Below are 18989 nucleotides of genomic sequence, written 5' to 3'. Positions count from 1 at the left end.
CTTCATCAGTAGCGGCCTTTTTTATACTTGTGCCGATCAACAATCAGCAACAAACAATCATCAATTAATTCTTCTCCGCCAGCAGCTGCTCCATAGTTTTATTAAAATCAGCAACCCACTCTTCGTAGTACTTGCCAGTGCCTGGGCCAGAGAAGCCAGTGTGAATTTTACGTACTTTACCGTCGCGGCCAATAAAGATTGTAGTCGGGAAAGAGAGTACGTGGTTCAGGGCAGGAAGTGCTTTGGCAGCCGCCTCTTTATCAGCTGAACCAGCGTAAAGTAGGTCGTACTGTATATCAAAACGCTCCTGCATTTTCTTCAGTCTAGGTACGGCATTTTCGTATCCTTGTGCTCTCTCAAAGCCTAAGCCTATAATCTCTAAGCCGCGGTCTTTGTTCTCAGCAAAGTATGGCGCTAGAAATTTAGTTTCGTCCATACAGTTAGGGCACCAGGAGCCGAGCAACTGCACGATCACCACTTTATTTTTATACTTGTCATCAGAAAGCGAAACAGGCTTGCCTTCTAGGTTCGGGAAGGTAAAGTTCAGCGTTTCAAAGCCGGGTTTTAGGTAAGTAAGTGTATCTGCGCTCGCCAATTGGGCATCGGGATTGCGTTTAGCGGTCCAGCTTTCGTAACCATTCATACCAGAGTAAAAGTCGCCTTTCAGAGTGCTGTCATTAGCTGGTTTAGCAGTAAAAAGGTAAGCGTGGTTACCATCAAAAGTAGACAGTTTTAGTTCATTTCCCTCAATCTGGCCCTCCAGATAGCGATAATCGCCTGTTTCTGTCAGAAAGGTGCCGGTTACATCATTTCCTTCTTCTTCAAACACACCAATGGCATCATAGCTCTTGCCATCCTGATCTGTAAAGACAACCTCCCATTTCCCATCAAACTTAAAAGTAGCAGGAGCAGGGTTTGCCTTAAAACGGGTATTATTGCCAAGTTCAGCTGTAAAGGGTAGGGAGTAGCGGTCATCCAAGTCGTTGCGTACAAAACGGCCAGCCATTTTGTCGCCATTAACTTTAGCAATTAAGTCTGCGTCAAAAATGTGCAGCCGGATTTTTAAAGAGTCTCCTTCCTGTTTTATATCGTCTACAAGAATGCGCTCTTCACCATTCACTAAGTATAAAACGGTTGTGCCGTTTTTTGCCTCAGCTTCCATTATAAAAGGTATTTCAACACCATCAGTACGCTGCAGGCCAACACGCCAGGTGCCAGTTTGTAAACTATTTTCTTCTGATGTAGAAGAATTACAAGAAGTTATAACTTGAGTTAATGCCAACGCCAAAAACAAAATTAGCCTGGCAGGGGTATTAAATAGGTATCTGTTCATACAGCAAAGTTAGGGCATAGGTCTAGTAAAAACTACAATTACCGGGTACAACTGTTAAAGATTAGACACACGGTATATTCATCCTGACGAATGTTGTTCTGAACCCCATTGATTTGTACATTTGTAAACTTCAAATAGAAGAATTAAAAACGTTAAGAATAGCAAAACTATGGCATTTGATTTAGAAATGATCAAGGCAGTTTATGCCGGCATGGAAGAGCGTGTATCTGCTGCCCGCCAGGTAGTAGGTCGTCCGCTTACCCTAACAGAGAAGATCTTGTACGCACACCTTTACAATGGTTCGGCGCAGCAGGGTTTTGAGCGTGGAAAGTCTTACGTAGACTTTGCTCCGGATAGGGTAGCGATGCAGGATGCTACGGCACAGATGGCCTTGCTTCAGTTCATGCAAGCTGGTAAAGCAAAGGTAGCTGTACCTTCTACTGTACATTGCGACCACCTTATACAGGCACGTGTTGGCGCAGATGCTGACTTGCAGGACGCGTACAGCGAGAACAAAGAGGTTTATGATTTCCTTGCTTCTGTATCAAATAAGTATGGCATCGGCTTCTGGAAGCCAGGTGCAGGTATTATCCACCAGGTAGTACTTGAAAATTACGCTTTCCCGGGCGGTATGATGATCGGTACTGACTCCCACACACCTAACGCAGGTGGTTTGGGTATGGTAGCGATTGGTGTTGGTGGCGCTGATGCCGTAGACGTGATGGCCGGTATGCCTTGGGAGCTTAAATTCCCGAAAGTAATCGGGGTGAAGCTGACAGGTAAAATGAGCGGCTGGACTTCTCCAAAAGATGTTATCCTGAAAGTAGCTGGCATACTTACCGTAAAAGGTGGTACAGGTGCTATCGTGGAGTACTTCGGCGAAGGTGCTGAGTCTATGTCTTGTACAGGTAAAGGTACTATCTGTAACATGGGTGCTGAGATCGGTGCAACTACTTCGGTATTTGCTTACGACAACAGCATGCGTGCTTACCTAAACGCTACCAAGCGCGAAGAAGTAGTACAAATGGCAGACGAAGTAGCGCACCTGCTACGTGCCGACGACGAAGTATACGCTGATCCGGCTTCTTTCTACGACCAACTGATCGAGATCGACCTTAATACACTGGAGCCACACGTAAACGGACCATTTACGCCGGATGCTGCATGGCCAATTTCTCAGTTTGCTGCTGTTGTAAAAGAGCACAACTGGCCAGCTAAATTAGAGGTAGGTTTGATCGGATCATGTACTAACTCTTCTTACGAGGATATCACTCGTTCTGCGTCTATTGCTGCGCAGGCGGTAGAGAAAAATCTGGATGCGAAAGCAGAGTTTACCATCACACCTGGTTCTGAACTGGTACGCTATACTACAGCCCGCGATGGTTTGTTAGATACATTCGCACAAATGGGTGGTGTTGTATTGGCTAATGCTTGCGGTCCGTGCATCGGCCAGTGGGCACGCCACACAGACGATCCTACTCGTAAGAACTCTATCATCACATCATTCAACCGTAACTTCGCAAAGCGTAACGACGGCAACCCGAACACACACGCGTTTGTGGCATCGCCAGAGATCGTAACAGCTTTCGCTATTGCCGGTGACTTAACCTTTAACCCGCTTACAGACACGTTAACAAACAAAGACGGTCAGCAGGTGAAACTGGACGAGCCAAAAGGTATTGAATTGCCAGTTAAAGGCTTTGCAGTAGAGGATGCTGGTTACATTGCACCTGCAGAAGATGGAAGCAGTGTTGAGGTTGTTGTTGATCCGAAGTCTGACCGTTTGCAGTTGCTGGAGGGCTTTAAGCCATGGGAAGGCACAGACCTAAAAGGGTTGAAGCTTCTGATCAAAGCACAAGGCAAGTGTACTACTGACCATATCTCTATGGCTGGTCCGTGGTTGAAGTACCGTGGCCACCTGGACAACATCTCTAACAACATGTTGATCGGTGCCATTAATGCTTTTAACGGAGAGGCTAATAGCGTATACAACTCAATGACGCGTGGCTACGATGCAGTACCGGCTACAGCACGTAATTACAAAGCACAGGGAATAGGAACAGTAGTAGTAGGCGACGAAAACTACGGTGAGGGTTCTTCTCGTGAGCATGCTGCCATGGAACCACGCTTCCTGGGTGTTCGTGCGGTTATCGTGAAATCTTTCGCGCGTATCCACGAAACCAACCTGAAAAAGCAGGGTATGCTGGGACTTACGTTTGCCAACAAAGCTGATTATGATCTGATTGAGGAGAACGACACCATCGATATCTTGGGTCTGGAGAACTTCACACCAGGTCAGCCGCTTAAAGTTGTGTTAACGCACAAAGATGGTAGCCAGGATAGCTTCACGGTAAACCACACGTATAACGAAGGCCAGATCGCTTGGTTCAAGGCGGGTTCTGCCCTTAACTTGATTCGTTTACAGCAAAAGCAGGCTACTAACGCCTAGTTGCTGAAAAAGTATAAATGTAAAAGGCCTCTCTGGTAACAGAGAGGCCTTTTTGTTTGATAACTTAGCAATCTTATACTTTTACTTAAGGTTTCATCACGACTATACGTTTTACTGTGCTTACACCCCCAAAGCTGATACGTGCTATATAAATACCTGCAGCAAGTCCGGAAATATCTGTTACAGCTGCATCTGCACCCGCTTGTACAGGGAGGTGTATACTTCTGCCCATTAAATCGGTAAAGGTGATTTCAGGTAAACTACCTATACTTTTTGAAGTAGAACTATTGGGTAGCTGAATATGAAGCAGGCCAGTAGCAGGATTTGGGTATACTTGTAGCTCGGTTGCGAGTATAGCAGGTAGCGCAGTAGGATTAGCGGCTTTAACCTCAATAACTTTTGTAACAGAAACTTCCGAGCAGTTAAATCTATCAGAAACAGTGAGCGTGATCTCATAACTGCCAGGCTGGTCAAAAGTATAAGTCATGTCCCTTTCAGTGAAAGGCTCTATATTGCCATAATTCCAGCGCCAGCCTTTCGCATTTATACTTTTGTTAATAAATGTTACCGGAGAGCCAACATAAATGTCTTCTTCCACTTCAAAATTGGCTACTGGTGTTTTAGGCAGAGAGAAGACGCCGGGCACAGCCGCACTTTCAAACAAAGAATCTATGCCGGCTGCATAAATAGCGGTCTGCTCGCTAAGGTTATCTATCGTGTAAGATGCTCCTGTACCAAGTTTCTCCGCCTTTTGCTGATCGGCGTAAAAATTGAAGCGGCTTCCACCTTTAGGGGACCAAGTTATACTTGTGCCAGTACATGTAGTATCTGCCAATGCAATCGGAAGCGGACTTGTTCTAAAGCTGTTATACTTTTGCTGAGCTGCTAGGGCAGTAGCTTTTAATGCGTCCAGGTTATCGCCGGCTAGTACTGCAAATGCAACTATTCGTGTCTCGCCGGGGGCCAGTTCATTTACCTTGGCGCCAACCACATGCGATACATTGTTTCCGGTGCCTGTGCCTGCTGTTTTCTTTGCTATGCCGTTTGACAGCGTTTTATACTTTTCAGCAGATGTAAAATCGTCTTCTATCATCAACGGGTCTTCCGAAGTTCCCATGTTGTCAATAGCATTGTAGCTCGGATCAGTATCGGAAAGTAATTTGATTCCTGCATATGGCAGGGGAGCAGTTATGTGGTGTACATAGCCAAGTTGTGCTTCATCATCCCAGGAGGCAGCATTCAGATAGTACTCCCCTATATCCCAATCTGCAAAGAGGCCCGTATAAAGGTTCGCAAAAGTTTCGGAAGTAATATTCTGGATATGGTACTCTAGCACAATATAATCCTGATGGCCGGGACTGTTCCAGGCATATGCAATCTGCTTTACCTGCACGCCAACATTTGGCTCGTTAGGCGTGTTATGGTTGTCGTGCATTACGTGGCGTATTTCCTGTGCTGCTAAAGGTGTGTTCAGGTGGCGCTTCGTTATATGGGAAGCTATGAAATCTTCATCGTTCTCCCACATTTTGGAACGCAGGTTATCAGAAACCCGCGCATCAGAGGCAGCTACAAGTAAGCCGCCTTCAAAAAGCATCGCACTACCTCCTTTAAAAGTAACACCGTCTCCTTCGTTAAATTTAAAGCCGTTATACCCAAGGTTGCCTTTACTGTTCAGGGTTACCTTTAAATTATTCGCATCTAGAGTTAAAAAATCAGGATTTACTTTTATTACAAAGTTTTGATAATCTTCGTAATTACCATCTTTCAGTGCCAACCTAAATACAACAGAATGTCCAGCTGGAGCATCTTGTGCTACTGTAAAGCTAAAAGTAGGTTCGGTACCTGCGTTTACTGTAGCCATAGTGCCCATTGCACCAAGCGATAAGCTGCCTTTATCAATGGTAACGTAAGGCGATGGAGACGTAAGTGTTACCTCAAGATTTGCAGTAGGAGACAGGAGGTTTGTAAAATCAGCTTTAATATTTGCCTTACCACCTGCAGAGGGAGTATATTTATCAGATATTGCAAACTGCATACACCTTACAGATGTCAGATTCTGTTCTTTCAGAGCCCTTTTCAAATTAACACGGCCCTTGCCGAGCATTTCTGTGAAAGGCTTATTCTCTGGTTTAAAGTATATGTCGTCGGCTGTTACACGAAGGCGCTCCACTACTTGCCTTGCGTTGAGCTCCGGGTATTTTGATCGAATAAGTGCAGCGCAGGCTGCCACAATCGGTGAAGCAAAGGAAGTGCCGTTCATGCCACCATAGCTGGCATCTGATGCAGCTGAGCTAGAGTGCACACCCCGACTTGGAGCCGCAATATCTATGTAATAACTGTGTGAGTAGGCGGAGTATTTTACGTCTTTCGAATCGGTGCCCCCTACAGAAAGTACATTTTCGTAGGATGCGGGGTAGAAGTTGATATTGCCGGCTGTGTTACCGCCGGATGCAACCACAACTACATTCTTTTCAAGCACAGCATAATTAATAACATCTTGCTCATACTTAGAAAAGCCCTCACCGCCCCAAGAAAGATTTATGATGCTGCATCCCTTGTTAGCGGCATAGACAATGGCTTCATATCCGCCGAAACCACCAAATCCGGTAGATGAAAAAACCTTAAGCGGCATAAACTTTATATTATAGCCTACACCTGCCAGGCCTTTGCCGTTATTAGCTGCTGCACCTGCTACGCCTGCAACGCCAGTGCCATGGCCGCCATAACTTGCGTTATCAGTTACATTGTTGTCTCTGTCTGCAAAATCCCAACCTTCGTAGTTGTCTATGTATCCGTCTCCATCGTTGTCTACACCATCTACCGGATCGCTGTGATTGCGCTTTACGCGTTTAATAAGATCTTCGTGCGTTAGTCTGAAGCCTGTATCCAGTACACCTATTACCACGTTTGTATCTCCTTTTTCCACAGCCCAGCCTTCAAAGGCATTTATAAACTTTAAGTAATACTGGGTAGTTTTGGTAGAGTCGGCGGCAGGGTCGTCTGGCTGATGAAACGGAACACGTTCATAAAGTGGTTCTACATACTCTACCATGCCTGTACCAAGTATGAGGTTTTTGGCTTTTTCGAAACCTATACTTTTAGAATAAGTTAACTCATAAATCCTGGTAATTTCAGGGGGAGTAGCTTTTCTGGCGTTACTTGGTGCTGCTGCCTCAGGAAACTTCTGTACAATGCCTGAGGCTCCGATTTGCTTTAGCGCATTGTTTAAAGCGGCATCCGAAACTCGCGCATTGGGCGGTAGGTACTTTAACTTGTAAACTAAAGTATAAGGCTTAGTGCCGGAACCGATTGGCTGGCGCTGTGCTTTTACCTGATAGCTGAAGGAAAACAGAAGTATAGCTGCAGAAGCAATGAATATGAGTTGCCTCAGCATCGGGTTGGAAGTAAACATTTTATCAAAGGCTTTAGCTTTTGTATTAGATAATAAAGATAGACAAGTAAGTAGGGAGATGGGGCTAAAAATGAACCTCAAAGATATAAATGAAATTCGTTGATCCCGCCATACCAATGAATAATTTTACGTAACTTTCAGAATTAAAGTCGAAAGATATAGCAAAATAATTATATATAATATTCAGACTATGAAACTTGATTTGCTTAATAAGCACCAGGATGCTTTAAATACGGCCATCAAAGCCCTTCATGAGAGAGCCTTTTATGCTCGATATCCAGAGAATCCATCGCCGGAGATTTACGGCGAAAACGCTGACAAAGATGGACGTGAAAAGTATAAGTCGCATCTGAACTCTAACTTTAGTGAATTACTACAACAGGAGCCTGAGAAGTGGGTAGGGCAGGAGGAGTCGCCGTATGAGCAGCAGCCTCTTAACATCAAGTACCCGTACTTTGCCCCTGAAACATTGGTAAACAGAGCTGAGGAAGCTTTTCATCAATGGCGTAAGGTAAAGCCAGCTGACCGCGCTGCTATACTTGTAGAGTCGCTGGAGCGTATGAAGGAGCGTTTCTTTGAGATTGCTTATGCTACTATGCACACAACGGGGCAGGCCTACATGATGTCATTTCAGGCATCTGGCCCACATGCCGCAGACAGAGCTTTGGAGGCAATAGCAGCAGGCCTGGAGGAGCAGACACGCTTTCCGGAGTCTACGGAGTGGGAGAAGCCGATGGGTAAGTACAACCTGAAGCTGAACAAAACCTGGAAGGCCGTGCCTAAGGGTGTTGCGCTGGTAATTGGTTGCTCTACCTTCCCAACCTGGAACACTGTGCCCGGAATGTATGCCAGCCTTGTAACTGGTAACCCTATAATTGTAAAGCCGCATCCCAAGGCGGTGTTGCCAATAGCGGTTGTAGTAGCCGAGGTGCAGAAGGTGTTACAGGAAAACGGCCTGAACCCGAACATCTGCCAATTAGCCGTTGACGCAGATGACCACCTGATTACAAAAGAGCTTGCTGAGAACCCGAAAGTAAAACTCATTGACTATACAGGCGGAACAGAGTTCGGTAATTATGTAGAGAGCCTGCCAGGCAAAACTACATTTACTGAAAAAACAGGTGTTAACTCCATCATCATCGACTCTGTTGAGGATATGGATAAGGTGGCACAAAACCTGGCATTTTCTGTAAGCTTATACTCTGGGCAGATGTGTACGGCACCGCAAAACTTCTTTATCCCGGAGGGAGGCGTTAAAACTGCTGCCGGTGAAACAGTTCCATTTGATGAGGTAGTGAAAAAGATTTCTGATGCAGTATCTGGCTTGGTAAACAACCCAAAAGCTGGTCCGCATATTTTAGGAGCTATCCAAAACCCTGCTACCTCAGAGCGTGTTAAAAGCGCTACCTCTATTAAAGGTAAGGAGGTACTAAGCACTTGCGAACTTGCTAACCCAATGTTTGCTAATGCACGTACTTGCACACCTGTAATTTACGAAGTAGATGCTACTGAGAAGGAAAGCTACAGCCGAGAGCTGTTTGGCCCAATCATGCTGGTGATCAAAACCAAAGACACGAACCAGTCTATTGAACTGGCCAAAGAAATGGCGATGAACTACGGTGCTATTTCGTGCGGTGCCTATACTACAGACCAGGAAGTAAAGGAGAAGATAATGGACGAGATGAGCCTTGCCGGCACACCGGTTTCGTTTAACCTGACTGGCGGTATTTTTGTGAACCAGAATGCTAGCTTCTCTGATTTCCACGTAACAGGCGGCAACCCTGCCGGTAACGCTTCATTCACTAACCCTGAGTTCGTAATTAAGCGTTTTACTTGGGTAGGTTTCCGTGAGCCTGTGGCAGGTTAAGTGTAAATATTAAAGTATAAAAAAATGCCGCCAGCAGTAGCTGGCGGCATTTTTTTATACTTTAACTGAAGAGTTTGCCGATATCATCCTTCAGGTTATCCAAGCCGCTTTTTAAGTCTTGCCATTTGCTTTGCGAGTCTTCCGAGTCGTTAAGCTTTTCTGCTATCAATTCGCGTTTACGCTCTAGTGCAGCAATGTGCTCGTGGTAAGTATGATTAGAATCTGCTGTAGTAGCATTTACACGCCCTCTCAGCGTTTTAATCTTGCTGTCTAGTTCGTCGAGGCTCTTCTGCACTTCCTCCTTCGTCAGGTGGTTAGGAGCTCTCATATGTTCAGGGTTTAGGTGATATGTATCCATAGTTAATTAAATTCTTTAGCTCAGTTAAATGCCCATCAGGGCTGTTCATACTTTAAATACAGGTAAAAGCTAAAAAAGGATATAGCTAGAACCAGATGCTTTTTATACAGATGAGGTGTTTCGTCATAAACTCTCAGATCAATTTTAGTCTGAATGCAAAAAGACCAGCGTTTAGCGTGCGGTAGTTTCTGTGCAAGTATAACATTAAGCCATTATAAATTTAAAAGCCACTAATAGTGCCAACAGGGAACCAAGTATCCAGAAATTGGTTTTACCTATATAGTTTGGCATAACAAACAAAGTTCGATGTATAATTTTATACTTTGTTTAATTGTGCCTTTTAGAAAAAGGTTTGTTTTAAGCATTGAGTGAGTGTGTAACTGTTTGGTTTTTAATATGTAAGCAATTATTGGTGTATTAATTGACATGTTAGCAACAAAAGTCGATATTTGCAGGCGTTAAACAGCTGCCATAGGTTCATAATATGCTGGTTGTATTTTAACTTTAAATGATCAGGGAAAAAAGAAATGGATAATTACAACGTGTCGCTTGATTTGGTGATGTTGATAGATGACGACACCACAACAAATTACTTGAATGAGCGTCTGCTGAATGAAATGCAGGTAGCCAAGCAGATTGTTGTAATGAAAAACGGAAGTGAGGCAATTGATTATTTAAAAGCTGCAGCAGCTGGTACGGAAGGTGTTAAATCTCCTGACCTGATTTTCCTGGATATTAAGATGCCTGTAATGGATGGCTTTTCTTTCCTGGATGAGTACCAGAAAGAAGGTTTGGATATGACTGATCAGGTAATCATCTTAATGCTTACATCTTCAGCTAGCTTTTACGATCTGGAAAGGTTGAGGAACTACAAAAAAGTGAAGCAGCATTTCTCAAAAGCTTTAACCAAGCATGATGTACGCGAAATAATGAAGGAGTATTTTGCTTCCAGAGCATAATAAAAAAGGCTGCGTCGCAGCCTTTTTTAATTTTCTTCTTTATCTGCAAGCAAGTCTTCTACGGGCCATGTAAACAAGAACGTTGTGCCACGGCCATGAGACTCTATCCATACGTTCCCACCCTTCTCCGTTACAATCTTTTTTACAATAGATAGCCCAAGGCCCGTGCTGTCGAGGCGCTGATTATACTGCCCCCGTTCAAACATATCAAAAATGTGTGGTTGGTACTCTGCAGGTATGCCTGGGCCATTATCTTCCACAGAAAACAGAATTCTGTCAGGATGCTTTTCAAACTTTACTTTGATAAGGCCCTGCTCCGGGGTATCGTGGTATTTAACGGCATTGCTTATCAGGTTGCTTAACACCTGATGTAGGTAAATTTCCTGAGTAAACAGGTTAGGCAAGTCTGGTTGTACTTCTATGGTAAAAGCATCTGGTAACTGGATAGATGCGATAATCTGATGCAGCAGTACGGATGTATCAACAAATCTGCGTTGCAGGTCGTGGTGCCCTGCCAGCGAGTAAGCAAGTATACCAGTAATAAGTCGGTCCATTTTTACTGTTTGCTCATGCATCATTGGCAACAGCTTTTTAGCCTCATCTAAGTGTTTGTTGTCGATATAAGTATCGATAGCTGCCGTGATTCCGATAATATTTTGGAGCGGTGAGCGCAGATCATGAGATACTGTATGAGCAAATGCATCAAGGTTATTGTTTATCTTTTGCAGCAGTTTGTTCTTTTTATCACGGTCTTCTAATAGTTCACTGATCTCGGTATTTGATTGTCTCAGTTTAGAATTAAGCCGCGTGATTTCCTGTAGCTGCTGCTCTGCCTCCAGGTTTCGGATGCGAAGTTGCTCCAGTAGTTCCAGCAGCTGCATATTTTGTTTTTTTATCTCTGCATAAGGAGATATATCAGCCTCTTGCTCAAACTCCATGGCCCACTGGTCCAGCAGGTTTTTTGTTACGAGTGCGGCTTGTGCAGGTACTTTACGGCGCAAGGTAACTTTGGTGCCCCTTTCAAATTCAGACTCTATATCAAACTGGTCTACCAGCTTTTTAGAGTTGATAATGCCCTTGCCGCGTGCACTACCATAGCCAAGTTGTGAGCTTTGCTGAAGTATAAGATCTAAGTTGCCAATGCCGCGCCCCCTGTCGCTAATAATTGCCTCCAGGTAGTTTACCCCGTTATCTTCAGTATAATTAAATTGTATGCTTCCGTTGCCCACATACTCTATTACGTTACGGCATATCTCGGATACGGCTGTAGCAAACTTTGTTTGGTTGGCAAGTGCAACACCAAGCCTTTCAGAAAGCTGCATAGCTCTTTTATAAGCCAAAACAATATCCAGCTCGTTGTTTAAATTTATCCGGAGAATGTGTCGGGGCATCGGCGCTATATTTTTGCTTTACAAACTACTACCAATGTATCGTCGGAGTGACGGCTATGATCCAAGTAGAGTACAGCTGCGATGGTAGTTGGATGATGCCTTAACAGATTAGGGTATTTTGTAAGTTCCCAGCGGCTTTTAAGTCCGTCAGAGTGTAGGACAAGTGTTTTGTTGCGCACCCACTCCAGTTGCTGGTTGTTAAGTGTAGTAGGGATGTTATGGCCGAGAATACCGTTATAGGAGATAATGTTTTTGTACTGAGAGCCTGCTATCGGAGATGCCTCTTGTGAGTACAATTTACCTGCTATATTTCCGATACCACAATACTCGATGGTACCATTAGCTATACTCGCTGTAAAGCCAACAGCACCACGGCTGCGCTTAATAGCTGTATGAATGGCGCGTAGCCTGTTTGCCGAATCTAAGTTTAAGTTCTCTTTAAAAGCGGCAATAGCCAATGCCGAAGCCTCGTTTGCGTTTGCTCCATGCCCAAGGCCATCCAGTGCCAGTATATCGGTTCGGTTGTGTTGGGTTGTAAAAGTAAAGCCATCGCCACAGATTGTTTCGTTTGGTTTTGGCACCATTACATACCCTATATCTATTCGGGCAGGAGACGGAATTATCTTAGAGAGGGCAATATTTTTGCTTATTTGCACTAATATTACTGTGCCGAAGTTCGGGAGAGAATATAGGTCAAAAAGGCTGGATTGTCTTTTTACTGCACCCAATCCCTCACCCATAGATCCGAAGGTAGAAACGCCATCCTCCATCATACGGAGGGGTTCGCTCATGCCTGGGCCTCTGTCGAGGCACAAAATCTCTATACTATTAATAGGGTTGCCAATAGGCTTTATAAGTATCTCGCCGCCATTAACGGAGAACTTAGCAAGGTTTGACAGCAATTCGGCAATAACGATGTTTATTTTGCCTACCTCTACTTGGGAAAACCCCCAGCTTTCGGCCAGCTTCGTAATATCTCGTTTGGTTATACTTGCAAAACTCCTCTCCGGTAAACTAAATCGGATGTGGTGATTAGCGTCCATGCTTCCAGTGTATGATCGTAACGGTGGTGCCGGAACCAGATGTACTCTGGATGTCAAACTCATTTACAAGCCGTTTGGCTCCGGGCAGTCCTAAACCAAGGCTTCTGCCTGTAGAAAAACCGTCCTGCATTGCTTGTTTGATATCTTTGATACCGGGTCCCTCATCCACGAAAGTTAGTCTTACGCCAGTTTGAGCACTTTTGCTGATAATTTCTAAAATAACTTTTCCGCCGCTGGCATATTTTAGCATATTACGAACCAACTCACTGGCAGCCGTTATCAACTTTGTCTGGTTTACTAGGCTCATCCCAATTTTGGTGGCAAACTCGCGAACCCGGTTTCGGAAAGGTACTACATCCTGTTCACGCACGATCTGCATCGTGTCTTTACTCATTACGATCATCAGGTGCTTCCTCCTCGTCTTCAGGTGAGCTGTGCAAACCAATCATATTTTGCAGCAGCTCCATGCCTCTTTCTACATTAAGTGCTGTGTGCACCCCTTGTAAGGTAAGACCTAGTTCGACCAGGGTAATTGCCACGGCTGGCTGCATGCCTACTACAACAGTTTCGGCATCCATTATGCGCGACATAGAGGCAATATTGCCTAAGATACGACCCATAAAAGAGTCTACTATACTTACAGCAGAAATATCGATAAGTACCCCCTTTGCTTCGGTTTTACTTACCATACTAATTAGGTCATTTTCAAGATTAAGGGCCAGCCGGTCATACAGGTCTACTTGTATGGTAACCAGCAGGTAATGCCCCATCTTTAAAATCGGAATTCTATCCATTGTAACTTATCTGGTTAAGCCAGCGCCTGTGTTCTTGTTAATTTTCCTAACTTCTACACTGCTCATGCTAAATGCCAGTTGTAAAGCGCTTGCAAGGCTAGCTTTTGTTTTGATGTTGGAAAGATCGATGCCCAGGTGTACGATTGTTTGGGCTATCTCGGCACGTATGCCACTGATAATACATTCGGCACCCATCAGGCGAGTGGCACTTACTGTCTTGATCAGGTGCTGCGCTACCAAAGAGTCTACAGCTGGTACTCCAGAGATATCAAGTATGGCAATGGTGCTGCCAGTGTTCACGATTTCCTGCAGCAAGTTTTCCATCACTATTTGCGTGCGCGCGCTATCCAGTGTGCCTATAATTGGCAGAGCAAGTATACCATCCCATACACGAATAACAGGTGTAGAAATTTCGTTTATCTCGTCTGTCTGGCGAAGTATAACTTCTTCGCGGCCTTTAATAAAAGTCTCAAAAGTGACGATACCAAGCTGGTCGAGCAGGTTGTTGATAGTGCTGATCTCTTTGTAAAGTACATCCGGTTTATCGCGGAGTTCTTCTTCCATTACAGTGCTGATGGCTCTTTTCAAGCTAAGCACATACATGCCTGTTTCGCGTGGACTGAAGCCTTGGCGGGCACGGGTAATAGAAATGTCGCCAAGTATTTCTGTTATCTGATCAAACTCAGCAGCAAAAATGTTATTAACGTTACCAGACTTCACCGCACGGGCCAAAGCATCCAGAAGTTCATCAGATTGCTTTAGTAACTCGTCGTTTGTCATCAGGTCATCTCGGAATGCGCTGTCCTCTAATTGGTTTTGCATCCAGATTTCCAGTATTTTGTTTTTTTGCTTTTGCAAGAGTTCAGATGTTATGTCCATGTTTGCTAAGGATGAACGGGTTGAATGTTTAAAAAAATGATTTTAAATACTTACCTATTTAAATGGAATGGTATAAAGGTATGAAAATTAAAATCAACAAAGGTACTTTGATCGTAAAGTGACTATCAAAATGCAACGCGGTTTTACGGGTGTAACTGATAAAAGATGCTGAAGTATACTGCTCGAGCACAAATGCGTGTAGAATAAATTAATGCTGCAATGCTTTGCCTAACCTTTGTAAACTAAAAAAGTCCTATACACAGCTGTAAAAGACTTGTGTTAGCATTGGGATTCGAACCCATGACCTCCAGCACCCCATGATGGCGTAATACCAGACTACGCTACATCCCGAAAGGTATGAGCAAAATTAATCTTAATACATTCTGCTGCTTAAAATGACTACATCCTTACAGGATTTTTTTGGTATAGCTTTAATCAGGTAACGTAGGTCAGGTATAAATTACTTGGCGCAGAATAAGAGATTAACCGGCTCTGGAACGCATAACTCTACAGTGCCAATTCTAGTATGAAGCTAGCAAATAAGGCGATGCACAGAATGAATGAAAATAAGGTAAATGAAATTTTTGGAAAACTGATCAGACAGACCAATAAGGTGCTGTTTGTTTATGATGTTGAGGCTTCTTCTTTTATTTTCTTGAACGATGCTTTTAACCAAATCTGGGAAAGTACCAAGGAGAGCGTACTGACAGACCCAGTTATACTTTTCAAAACAATTCACCCCAACGACAGAGAGTATCTGGAAAAGGAGTACCATGAGCTTTTGAGTGGCATTTTGAAGCAAGATATTGAGTGCCGTATTATCCTGCCTAACAAAGAAGTGAAAACTTTATTGCTTACTCCACACCTTATAAAAAATTCAGAAGGCAACCGGTTTATTGCCGGCATACTGGATGAGATTACAGAGGTAAAGGACAACATCAGAAACCTGGAGAGATTTGCAGCTAAAAAGAATTCTGTGCTGGAGATACTTTCGCATGATCTGGCAGGCCCTTTGGCTAATATACAAGCCTTGGCTGAAATGCTTTCTGAAAGTACCAGTTCATACGAAAACAAAGAAGTGCAACACGTGGTCCAAATCATAAGAAAAAGCAGTGCACAGAGTGTTAAGTTAATCAGGGATTTTGTACAGCAGGAGTTCCTGGAATCTGCCAATGCGGGTATGTTTAAAAGAAGGGTAGACCTGGTTGAAAAAATAGGAGAGATAATAGAACAGTATAAAGCAGGTGAAAATCTTATAAATAAAAACTTCAAGCTTAGTACTCCAAATAAACCTGTGTTTGCTTACATAGACCAGGACAAATTTATGCAGGTAATAAATAACTTGATTTCTAATGCGATAAAGTTTACTCACGACGATGGGCTAATAGCCACGGAAATAGAGGAGCAAGACGAGGGAATTCTAATCACCATCCGTGACAATGGCATTGGCATACCAGAGCGCTATCATGATGAGCTTTTTGATAAATTTACCCGTGCCAGGCGGCCAGGTTTAAGAGGAGAGCCATCAACGGGTTTGGGTATGTCTCTTATCAAAACAATAGTAGAGTGGCATGAAGGCAGAATCTGGTTCGAGAGCGAAGAGAACAAAGGAACAGCTTTCTACATCAAGATGCCCAAAACCTGAAGTAGAAACTGGTTGCGCTGAGAAAAGTATAAAGTTGAGTTATCCTGCCTGGTCTTCTATCTCGGAAAGTATAAGCTGCACATCTTCTAGCTTGAGAGGTTTGTGGATAAAGCCAGACACCAGGTCGTACTCTTTAGACCGAGCTGTATCTGAAATATCGAGGGAGGAGGTAAGGATGTAAATGTGACATTTATCTTTTAATACATTTTTATGTTGCATCAGTATGTCCAGAAATTCCCAGCCGTTCATCATGGGCATGTTCAGATCCAAAAATATGATGTCAGGAAGATTCTCCTCACAGTCCTGTTGCATATAAGCTAGTACATCTTCAGCGGAGAGAAATGACCGGATATCTGATGCTAGCCCTGCTTCCTCTAAAATACGTTCATTCAGAAAATTACTTATCTGATCATCATCAATATTGTATACTTTCATGATATTAGGGTAAGTATATCAGAAACTCGGTTCCTTTATTTATTTGGCTTTTTACATCAATGCTGCCTCCCATTACTTCTACATGCGTTTTAACTAAAAAAAGACCCAAGCCTCTTCCGGAGGTGGCTTCATGGTGAAATTTTTTATACAGTTTAAACACGTTGTTACCCGCTTTCACTACATCGAATCCTATACCATTATCTCTAAAACAGATTACAGTAGAACCCTTCGGTTTTTTATAAACCCTTACATGAACCTGCAATTGTCTCTTTTCGGAGCGGAATTTTATAGCATTCGATAAGAGGTTGTAGAAAATGCTGAATAAGGAAGTATGGTTGGCGTTAAATTTAAGCTTATCGGGAATATCTACCTCAATTTGCGCATTGCAGCTCTGTAAGACCTCCTGTAGATGAGTGCAGGCTTGCATAAAAGTATCTTTTAAAACTACCTGCTCACTAGTCAGCACATCCTGGCTCTCCCGCACAGATAAAATAGTATTGATGTCTTTAAGCACCGCATCCAGTTGAGTTATGCTTTTATGCAAGTATGTAAGGGCCCGATCAAAAGTAGGGGAGTCTTTGTTTACCTTATTGAGGTACAAGGACAGGCCTAGCGCATTGGCCACAGGAGCTCGTAAATTATGAGACACGATATAGGTAAACTGCTGAAGATCTCTGTTCTGCCTGTAGAGGTCTTGTGTCATTTGGAGTTGCTTTTCCTCCGCCTCCTTTTTATAAGTTATGTCGCGCTGAATGGATACATATTGTACAATGCGTTCGTCTTCGTTCCGGATTGGAGTAATATCCATTGAGATCCATACTTTTTGACCAGCCTTGGTATAGTTTAAAAGAGTAGAGTTGAAGTATATCCCTTGTTTTAGCTTTTTGCGGATAAGCTTTAACGTTTGCTTATTGGTTTCCGGCCCCTGAAGAAGCGCACCTGGTTTCTTACCCTGCATCTCTGGCAAAGTATAACCTGTTAATTGAGTAAAACCTTCGTTTATCCACTCTGTGTTGCCAGCGGCATCAGTAATAACTACACCATTATCGGTTCTGCTGGCTACCAAAGAGAGTCTTTCTAATTCCTGCTGCGCTTTTACCTTTTCGGTTGCATCGTTAAAGTATATGGATAAACCTTCTCTGGAAGGGAAAGCTTTTATTTCCATCCACATGCTTTTTTCCTGAAAGAATGCTTTAAAATGCACAGTCTTACCTGTAGCCATAGCATATGTATAGTGGCTGTAAAAATGCTCAAACTTGTGCGGCGGGTATACTTCTCTTATATCTTTACCAAGGTTTGCCTTACGGTTAAGGCAAAGTATACTTTCGGCGGTGCTGTTAATCAGAACAATCTTCCAGTCTTTATCCAGCATAATTAAGGCATCGGTTATGCTTTCAAAAATAGTGTTGAGCTTTTGTGCCTGCTTGGTAATTGTTTCGAAAGAGCGTACAATGGGAGTAATGTCTTTAGCTATAGTCTGTACGCCTTGTATTTGCCCCTGTGCAACAACCGGAAATTTAACTACATCAAATGTTATTAAGCCTTTTTCTGTAGCCTGACAGCATAGATCAAACCTTAGTGTGTTGCCTTTGAGGGCGGCCTCAAAAGATTTTTGGTTAATAACAGCCATTTCCGGGGATAAAAAGGTGGCGGCTACTTTACCAATTACCTCTTCTTTTGCTAGCGCAAAAGTATTGCAGAATGCATGGTTAACTTCTGTTATTTTTCCATTTAGATCCTCCAGAAACACCACATCCGGATTATTATCAAATAATGCCCTATAACGCTGGTAATTATCGTTTGCCTTCTGCCGTGCTTTTACAAGTGCAGTTGCATTACGTGCCGAACAAAACATTAACTGTTCTTCTTCAACCCACTGTGCTGTCCATCTAAGCGAGACCGGGTTGCCGTTTTTGCAGATATAAATGTTTTCAAAACCATTGCTTTGGTGCCCTTGCAGTACCTTCTTGGCTTCAAGTCTACTGGTTTTCCTGCTTTCAGGGGCTACAAAATCAATATATACCTTCCCTTCTAACTCCTGAGGTGCATAGCCTAATAAGTTTTTACAAGCATCGCTTACTTTTACAATGTACCCTTGTCTGTTTATGCAGCAGTACATATCAGGTGAGTATTTAAGTATTTTTGCAGCGATGTCCATAGCTCGGTTAGTGTAAAGGTGCAGAAGTGAAATAACTTTTAATTCACTTGAAATATATTTTTAGTGTTGCAACATCTATAGAATTGATTTAAGCTTTAAATCAGTATGTATAAATTCTTAAAAAATGTATTAGTAGTAAAGCTAGATGGGTACTTGTAAATACCTTGTAATTAAAACGGAGAGCAGGATGTAGGGAATAATATATTGTTAATAATATATTGGAATAATATAAGATAAATTCTTTGGGTTATATAAAGAGTAGAAGC

14 protein-coding genes are annotated in these 18989 nt (G+C 43.2%); 4 read left to right on the top strand and 10 right to left on the bottom strand.

Annotated elements, in window-relative coordinates:
• Window positions 1–64 precede the first annotated feature (64 nt).
• Window positions 65–1333: a peroxiredoxin family protein gene (locus WG943_RS08555; RefSeq protein WP_340408196.1), complete on the bottom strand. Its 1269-nt coding sequence runs from the start codon at window positions 1331–1333 to the stop codon at window positions 65–67.
• A 169-nt stretch (window positions 1334–1502) separates the two neighbouring features.
• On the opposite strand from WG943_RS08555, the gene WG943_RS08550 reads away from it, so the two are divergent.
• On the top strand, window positions 1503–3782 hold the full coding sequence (locus WG943_RS08550; protein ID WP_340408194.1) for an aconitate hydratase: 2280 nt from the start codon (window positions 1503–1505) through the stop codon (window positions 3780–3782).
• Between the two features lie 85 nt (window positions 3783–3867).
• On the opposite strand, the gene WG943_RS08545 is transcribed toward WG943_RS08550, so the two are convergent.
• Window positions 3868–7194: a S8 family serine peptidase gene (locus WG943_RS08545; protein WP_340408192.1), complete on the bottom strand. Its 3327-nt coding sequence runs from the start codon at window positions 7192–7194 to the stop codon at window positions 3868–3870.
• A 190-nt stretch (window positions 7195–7384) separates the two neighbouring features.
• Here WG943_RS08545 and paaN point away from each other — a divergent pair, with 190 nt between their 5' ends.
• Window positions 7385–9061 carry a phenylacetic acid degradation protein PaaN gene (gene paaN, locus WG943_RS08540; RefSeq protein WP_340408190.1) on the top strand — a complete coding sequence of 559 codons (1677 nt, stop codon included), beginning with the start codon at window positions 7385–7387 and terminating at the stop codon, window positions 9059–9061.
• A gap of 61 nt (window positions 9062–9122) precedes the next feature.
• Here the strand turns inward: paaN and WG943_RS08535 are convergent, their stop codons facing one another.
• On the bottom strand, window positions 9123–9419 hold the full coding sequence (locus tag WG943_RS08535) for a hypothetical protein (protein ID WP_340408189.1): 297 nt from the start codon (window positions 9417–9419) through the stop codon (window positions 9123–9125).
• Window positions 9420–9946: 527 nt separating this feature from the next.
• On the opposite strand from WG943_RS08535, the gene WG943_RS08530 reads away from it, so the two are divergent.
• The gene (locus WG943_RS08530; RefSeq protein ID WP_340408187.1) at window positions 9947–10378 is read left to right on the top strand and encodes a response regulator; all 432 of its coding nucleotides are present in this window, start codon (window positions 9947–9949) and stop codon (window positions 10376–10378) included.
• 26 nt (window positions 10379–10404) lie between these two features.
• Here WG943_RS08530 and WG943_RS08525 read toward each other — a convergent pair whose 3' ends face one another.
• The 5 genes from WG943_RS08525 to WG943_RS08505 are packed head-to-tail and all read right to left on the bottom strand — an operon-like array spanning window position 10405 to window position 14485.
• The gene (locus WG943_RS08525; RefSeq protein ID WP_340408185.1) at window positions 10405–11769 is read right to left on the bottom strand and encodes a sensor histidine kinase; all 1365 of its coding nucleotides are present in this window, start codon (window positions 11767–11769) and stop codon (window positions 10405–10407) included.
• A gap of 5 nt (window positions 11770–11774) precedes the next feature.
• Complete coding sequence (locus tag WG943_RS08520; RefSeq protein ID WP_340408183.1) at window positions 11775–12812, bottom strand: stage II sporulation protein E; 1038 nt, start codon at window positions 12810–12812, stop codon at window positions 11775–11777.
• Window positions 12802–13206, bottom strand: a complete 405-nt coding sequence (locus tag WG943_RS08515; protein ID WP_340408181.1) for an anti-sigma regulatory factor — start codon at window positions 13204–13206, stop codon at window positions 12802–12804. Before WG943_RS08515 ends, WG943_RS08520 begins: the two co-directional genes overlap by 11 nt.
• Complete coding sequence (locus WG943_RS08510) at window positions 13199–13606, bottom strand: STAS domain-containing protein (protein ID WP_340408179.1); 408 nt, start codon at window positions 13604–13606, stop codon at window positions 13199–13201. The genes WG943_RS08515 and WG943_RS08510 overlap by 8 nt, the downstream gene beginning before the upstream one ends.
• A gap of 6 nt (window positions 13607–13612) precedes the next feature.
• Complete coding sequence (locus tag WG943_RS08505; RefSeq protein WP_340408177.1) at window positions 13613–14485, bottom strand: STAS domain-containing protein; 873 nt, start codon at window positions 14483–14485, stop codon at window positions 13613–13615.
• A gap of 526 nt (window positions 14486–15011) precedes the next feature.
• On the opposite strand from WG943_RS08505, the gene WG943_RS08500 reads away from it, so the two are divergent.
• On the top strand, window positions 15012–16130 hold the full coding sequence (locus WG943_RS08500; protein ID WP_340408175.1) for a PAS domain-containing sensor histidine kinase: 1119 nt from the start codon (window positions 15012–15014) through the stop codon (window positions 16128–16130).
• Window positions 16131–16169: 39 nt separating this feature from the next.
• Here the strand turns inward: WG943_RS08500 and WG943_RS08495 are convergent, their stop codons facing one another.
• Window positions 16170–16565, bottom strand: a complete 396-nt coding sequence (locus WG943_RS08495) for a response regulator (protein WP_340408173.1) — start codon at window positions 16563–16565, stop codon at window positions 16170–16172.
• A gap of 4 nt (window positions 16566–16569) precedes the next feature.
• Entirely contained in the window at window positions 16570–18723 is a 2154-nt protein-coding gene (locus WG943_RS08490; RefSeq protein WP_340408171.1) for a PAS domain S-box protein, read from the bottom strand.
• Window positions 18724–18989 lie beyond the last annotated feature (266 nt).

It is taken from the genome of Pontibacter sp. H249 (assembly GCF_037892465.1).
Classification (GTDB): domain Bacteria; phylum Bacteroidota; class Bacteroidia; order Cytophagales; family Hymenobacteraceae; genus Pontibacter.
Note: the sequence above shows the minus strand (reverse complement) of the source record. Positions and strands in the feature narration are given on the sequence as shown.

Coding starts and splice junctions, on each gene's coding strand:
- WG943_RS08525 (WP_340408185.1), bottom strand. CDS start 11,769: ATGCCCCGACACATTCTCCGGATAAATTTAAACAACGAGCTGGATATT.
- WG943_RS08520 (WP_340408183.1), bottom strand. CDS start 12,812: ATGGACGCTAATCACCACATCCGATTTAGTTTACCGGAGAGGAGTTTT.
- WG943_RS08515 (WP_340408181.1), bottom strand. CDS start 13,206: ATGAGTAAAGACACGATGCAGATCGTGCGTGAACAGGATGTAGTACCT.
- WG943_RS08545 (WP_340408192.1), bottom strand. CDS start 7,194: ATGTTTACTTCCAACCCGATGCTGAGGCAACTCATATTCATTGCTTCT.
- WG943_RS08550 (WP_340408194.1), top strand. CDS start 1,503: ATGGCATTTGATTTAGAAATGATCAAGGCAGTTTATGCCGGCATGGAA.
- WG943_RS08530 (WP_340408187.1), top strand. CDS start 9,947: ATGGATAATTACAACGTGTCGCTTGATTTGGTGATGTTGATAGATGAC.
- WG943_RS08505 (WP_340408177.1), bottom strand. CDS start 14,485: ATGGACATAACATCTGAACTCTTGCAAAAGCAAAAAAACAAAATACTG.
- WG943_RS08535 (WP_340408189.1), bottom strand. CDS start 9,419: ATGGATACATATCACCTAAACCCTGAACATATGAGAGCTCCTAACCAC.
- WG943_RS08495 (WP_340408173.1), bottom strand. CDS start 16,565: ATGAAAGTATACAATATTGATGATGATCAGATAAGTAATTTTCTGAAT.
- WG943_RS08510 (WP_340408179.1), bottom strand. CDS start 13,606: ATGGATAGAATTCCGATTTTAAAGATGGGGCATTACCTGCTGGTTACC.
- WG943_RS08555 (WP_340408196.1), bottom strand. CDS start 1,333: ATGAACAGATACCTATTTAATACCCCTGCCAGGCTAATTTTGTTTTTG.
- paaN (WP_340408190.1), top strand. CDS start 7,385: ATGAAACTTGATTTGCTTAATAAGCACCAGGATGCTTTAAATACGGCC.
- WG943_RS08490 (WP_340408171.1), bottom strand. CDS start 18,723: ATGGACATCGCTGCAAAAATACTTAAATACTCACCTGATATGTACTGC.
- WG943_RS08500 (WP_340408175.1), top strand. CDS start 15,012: ATGAAGCTAGCAAATAAGGCGATGCACAGAATGAATGAAAATAAGGTA.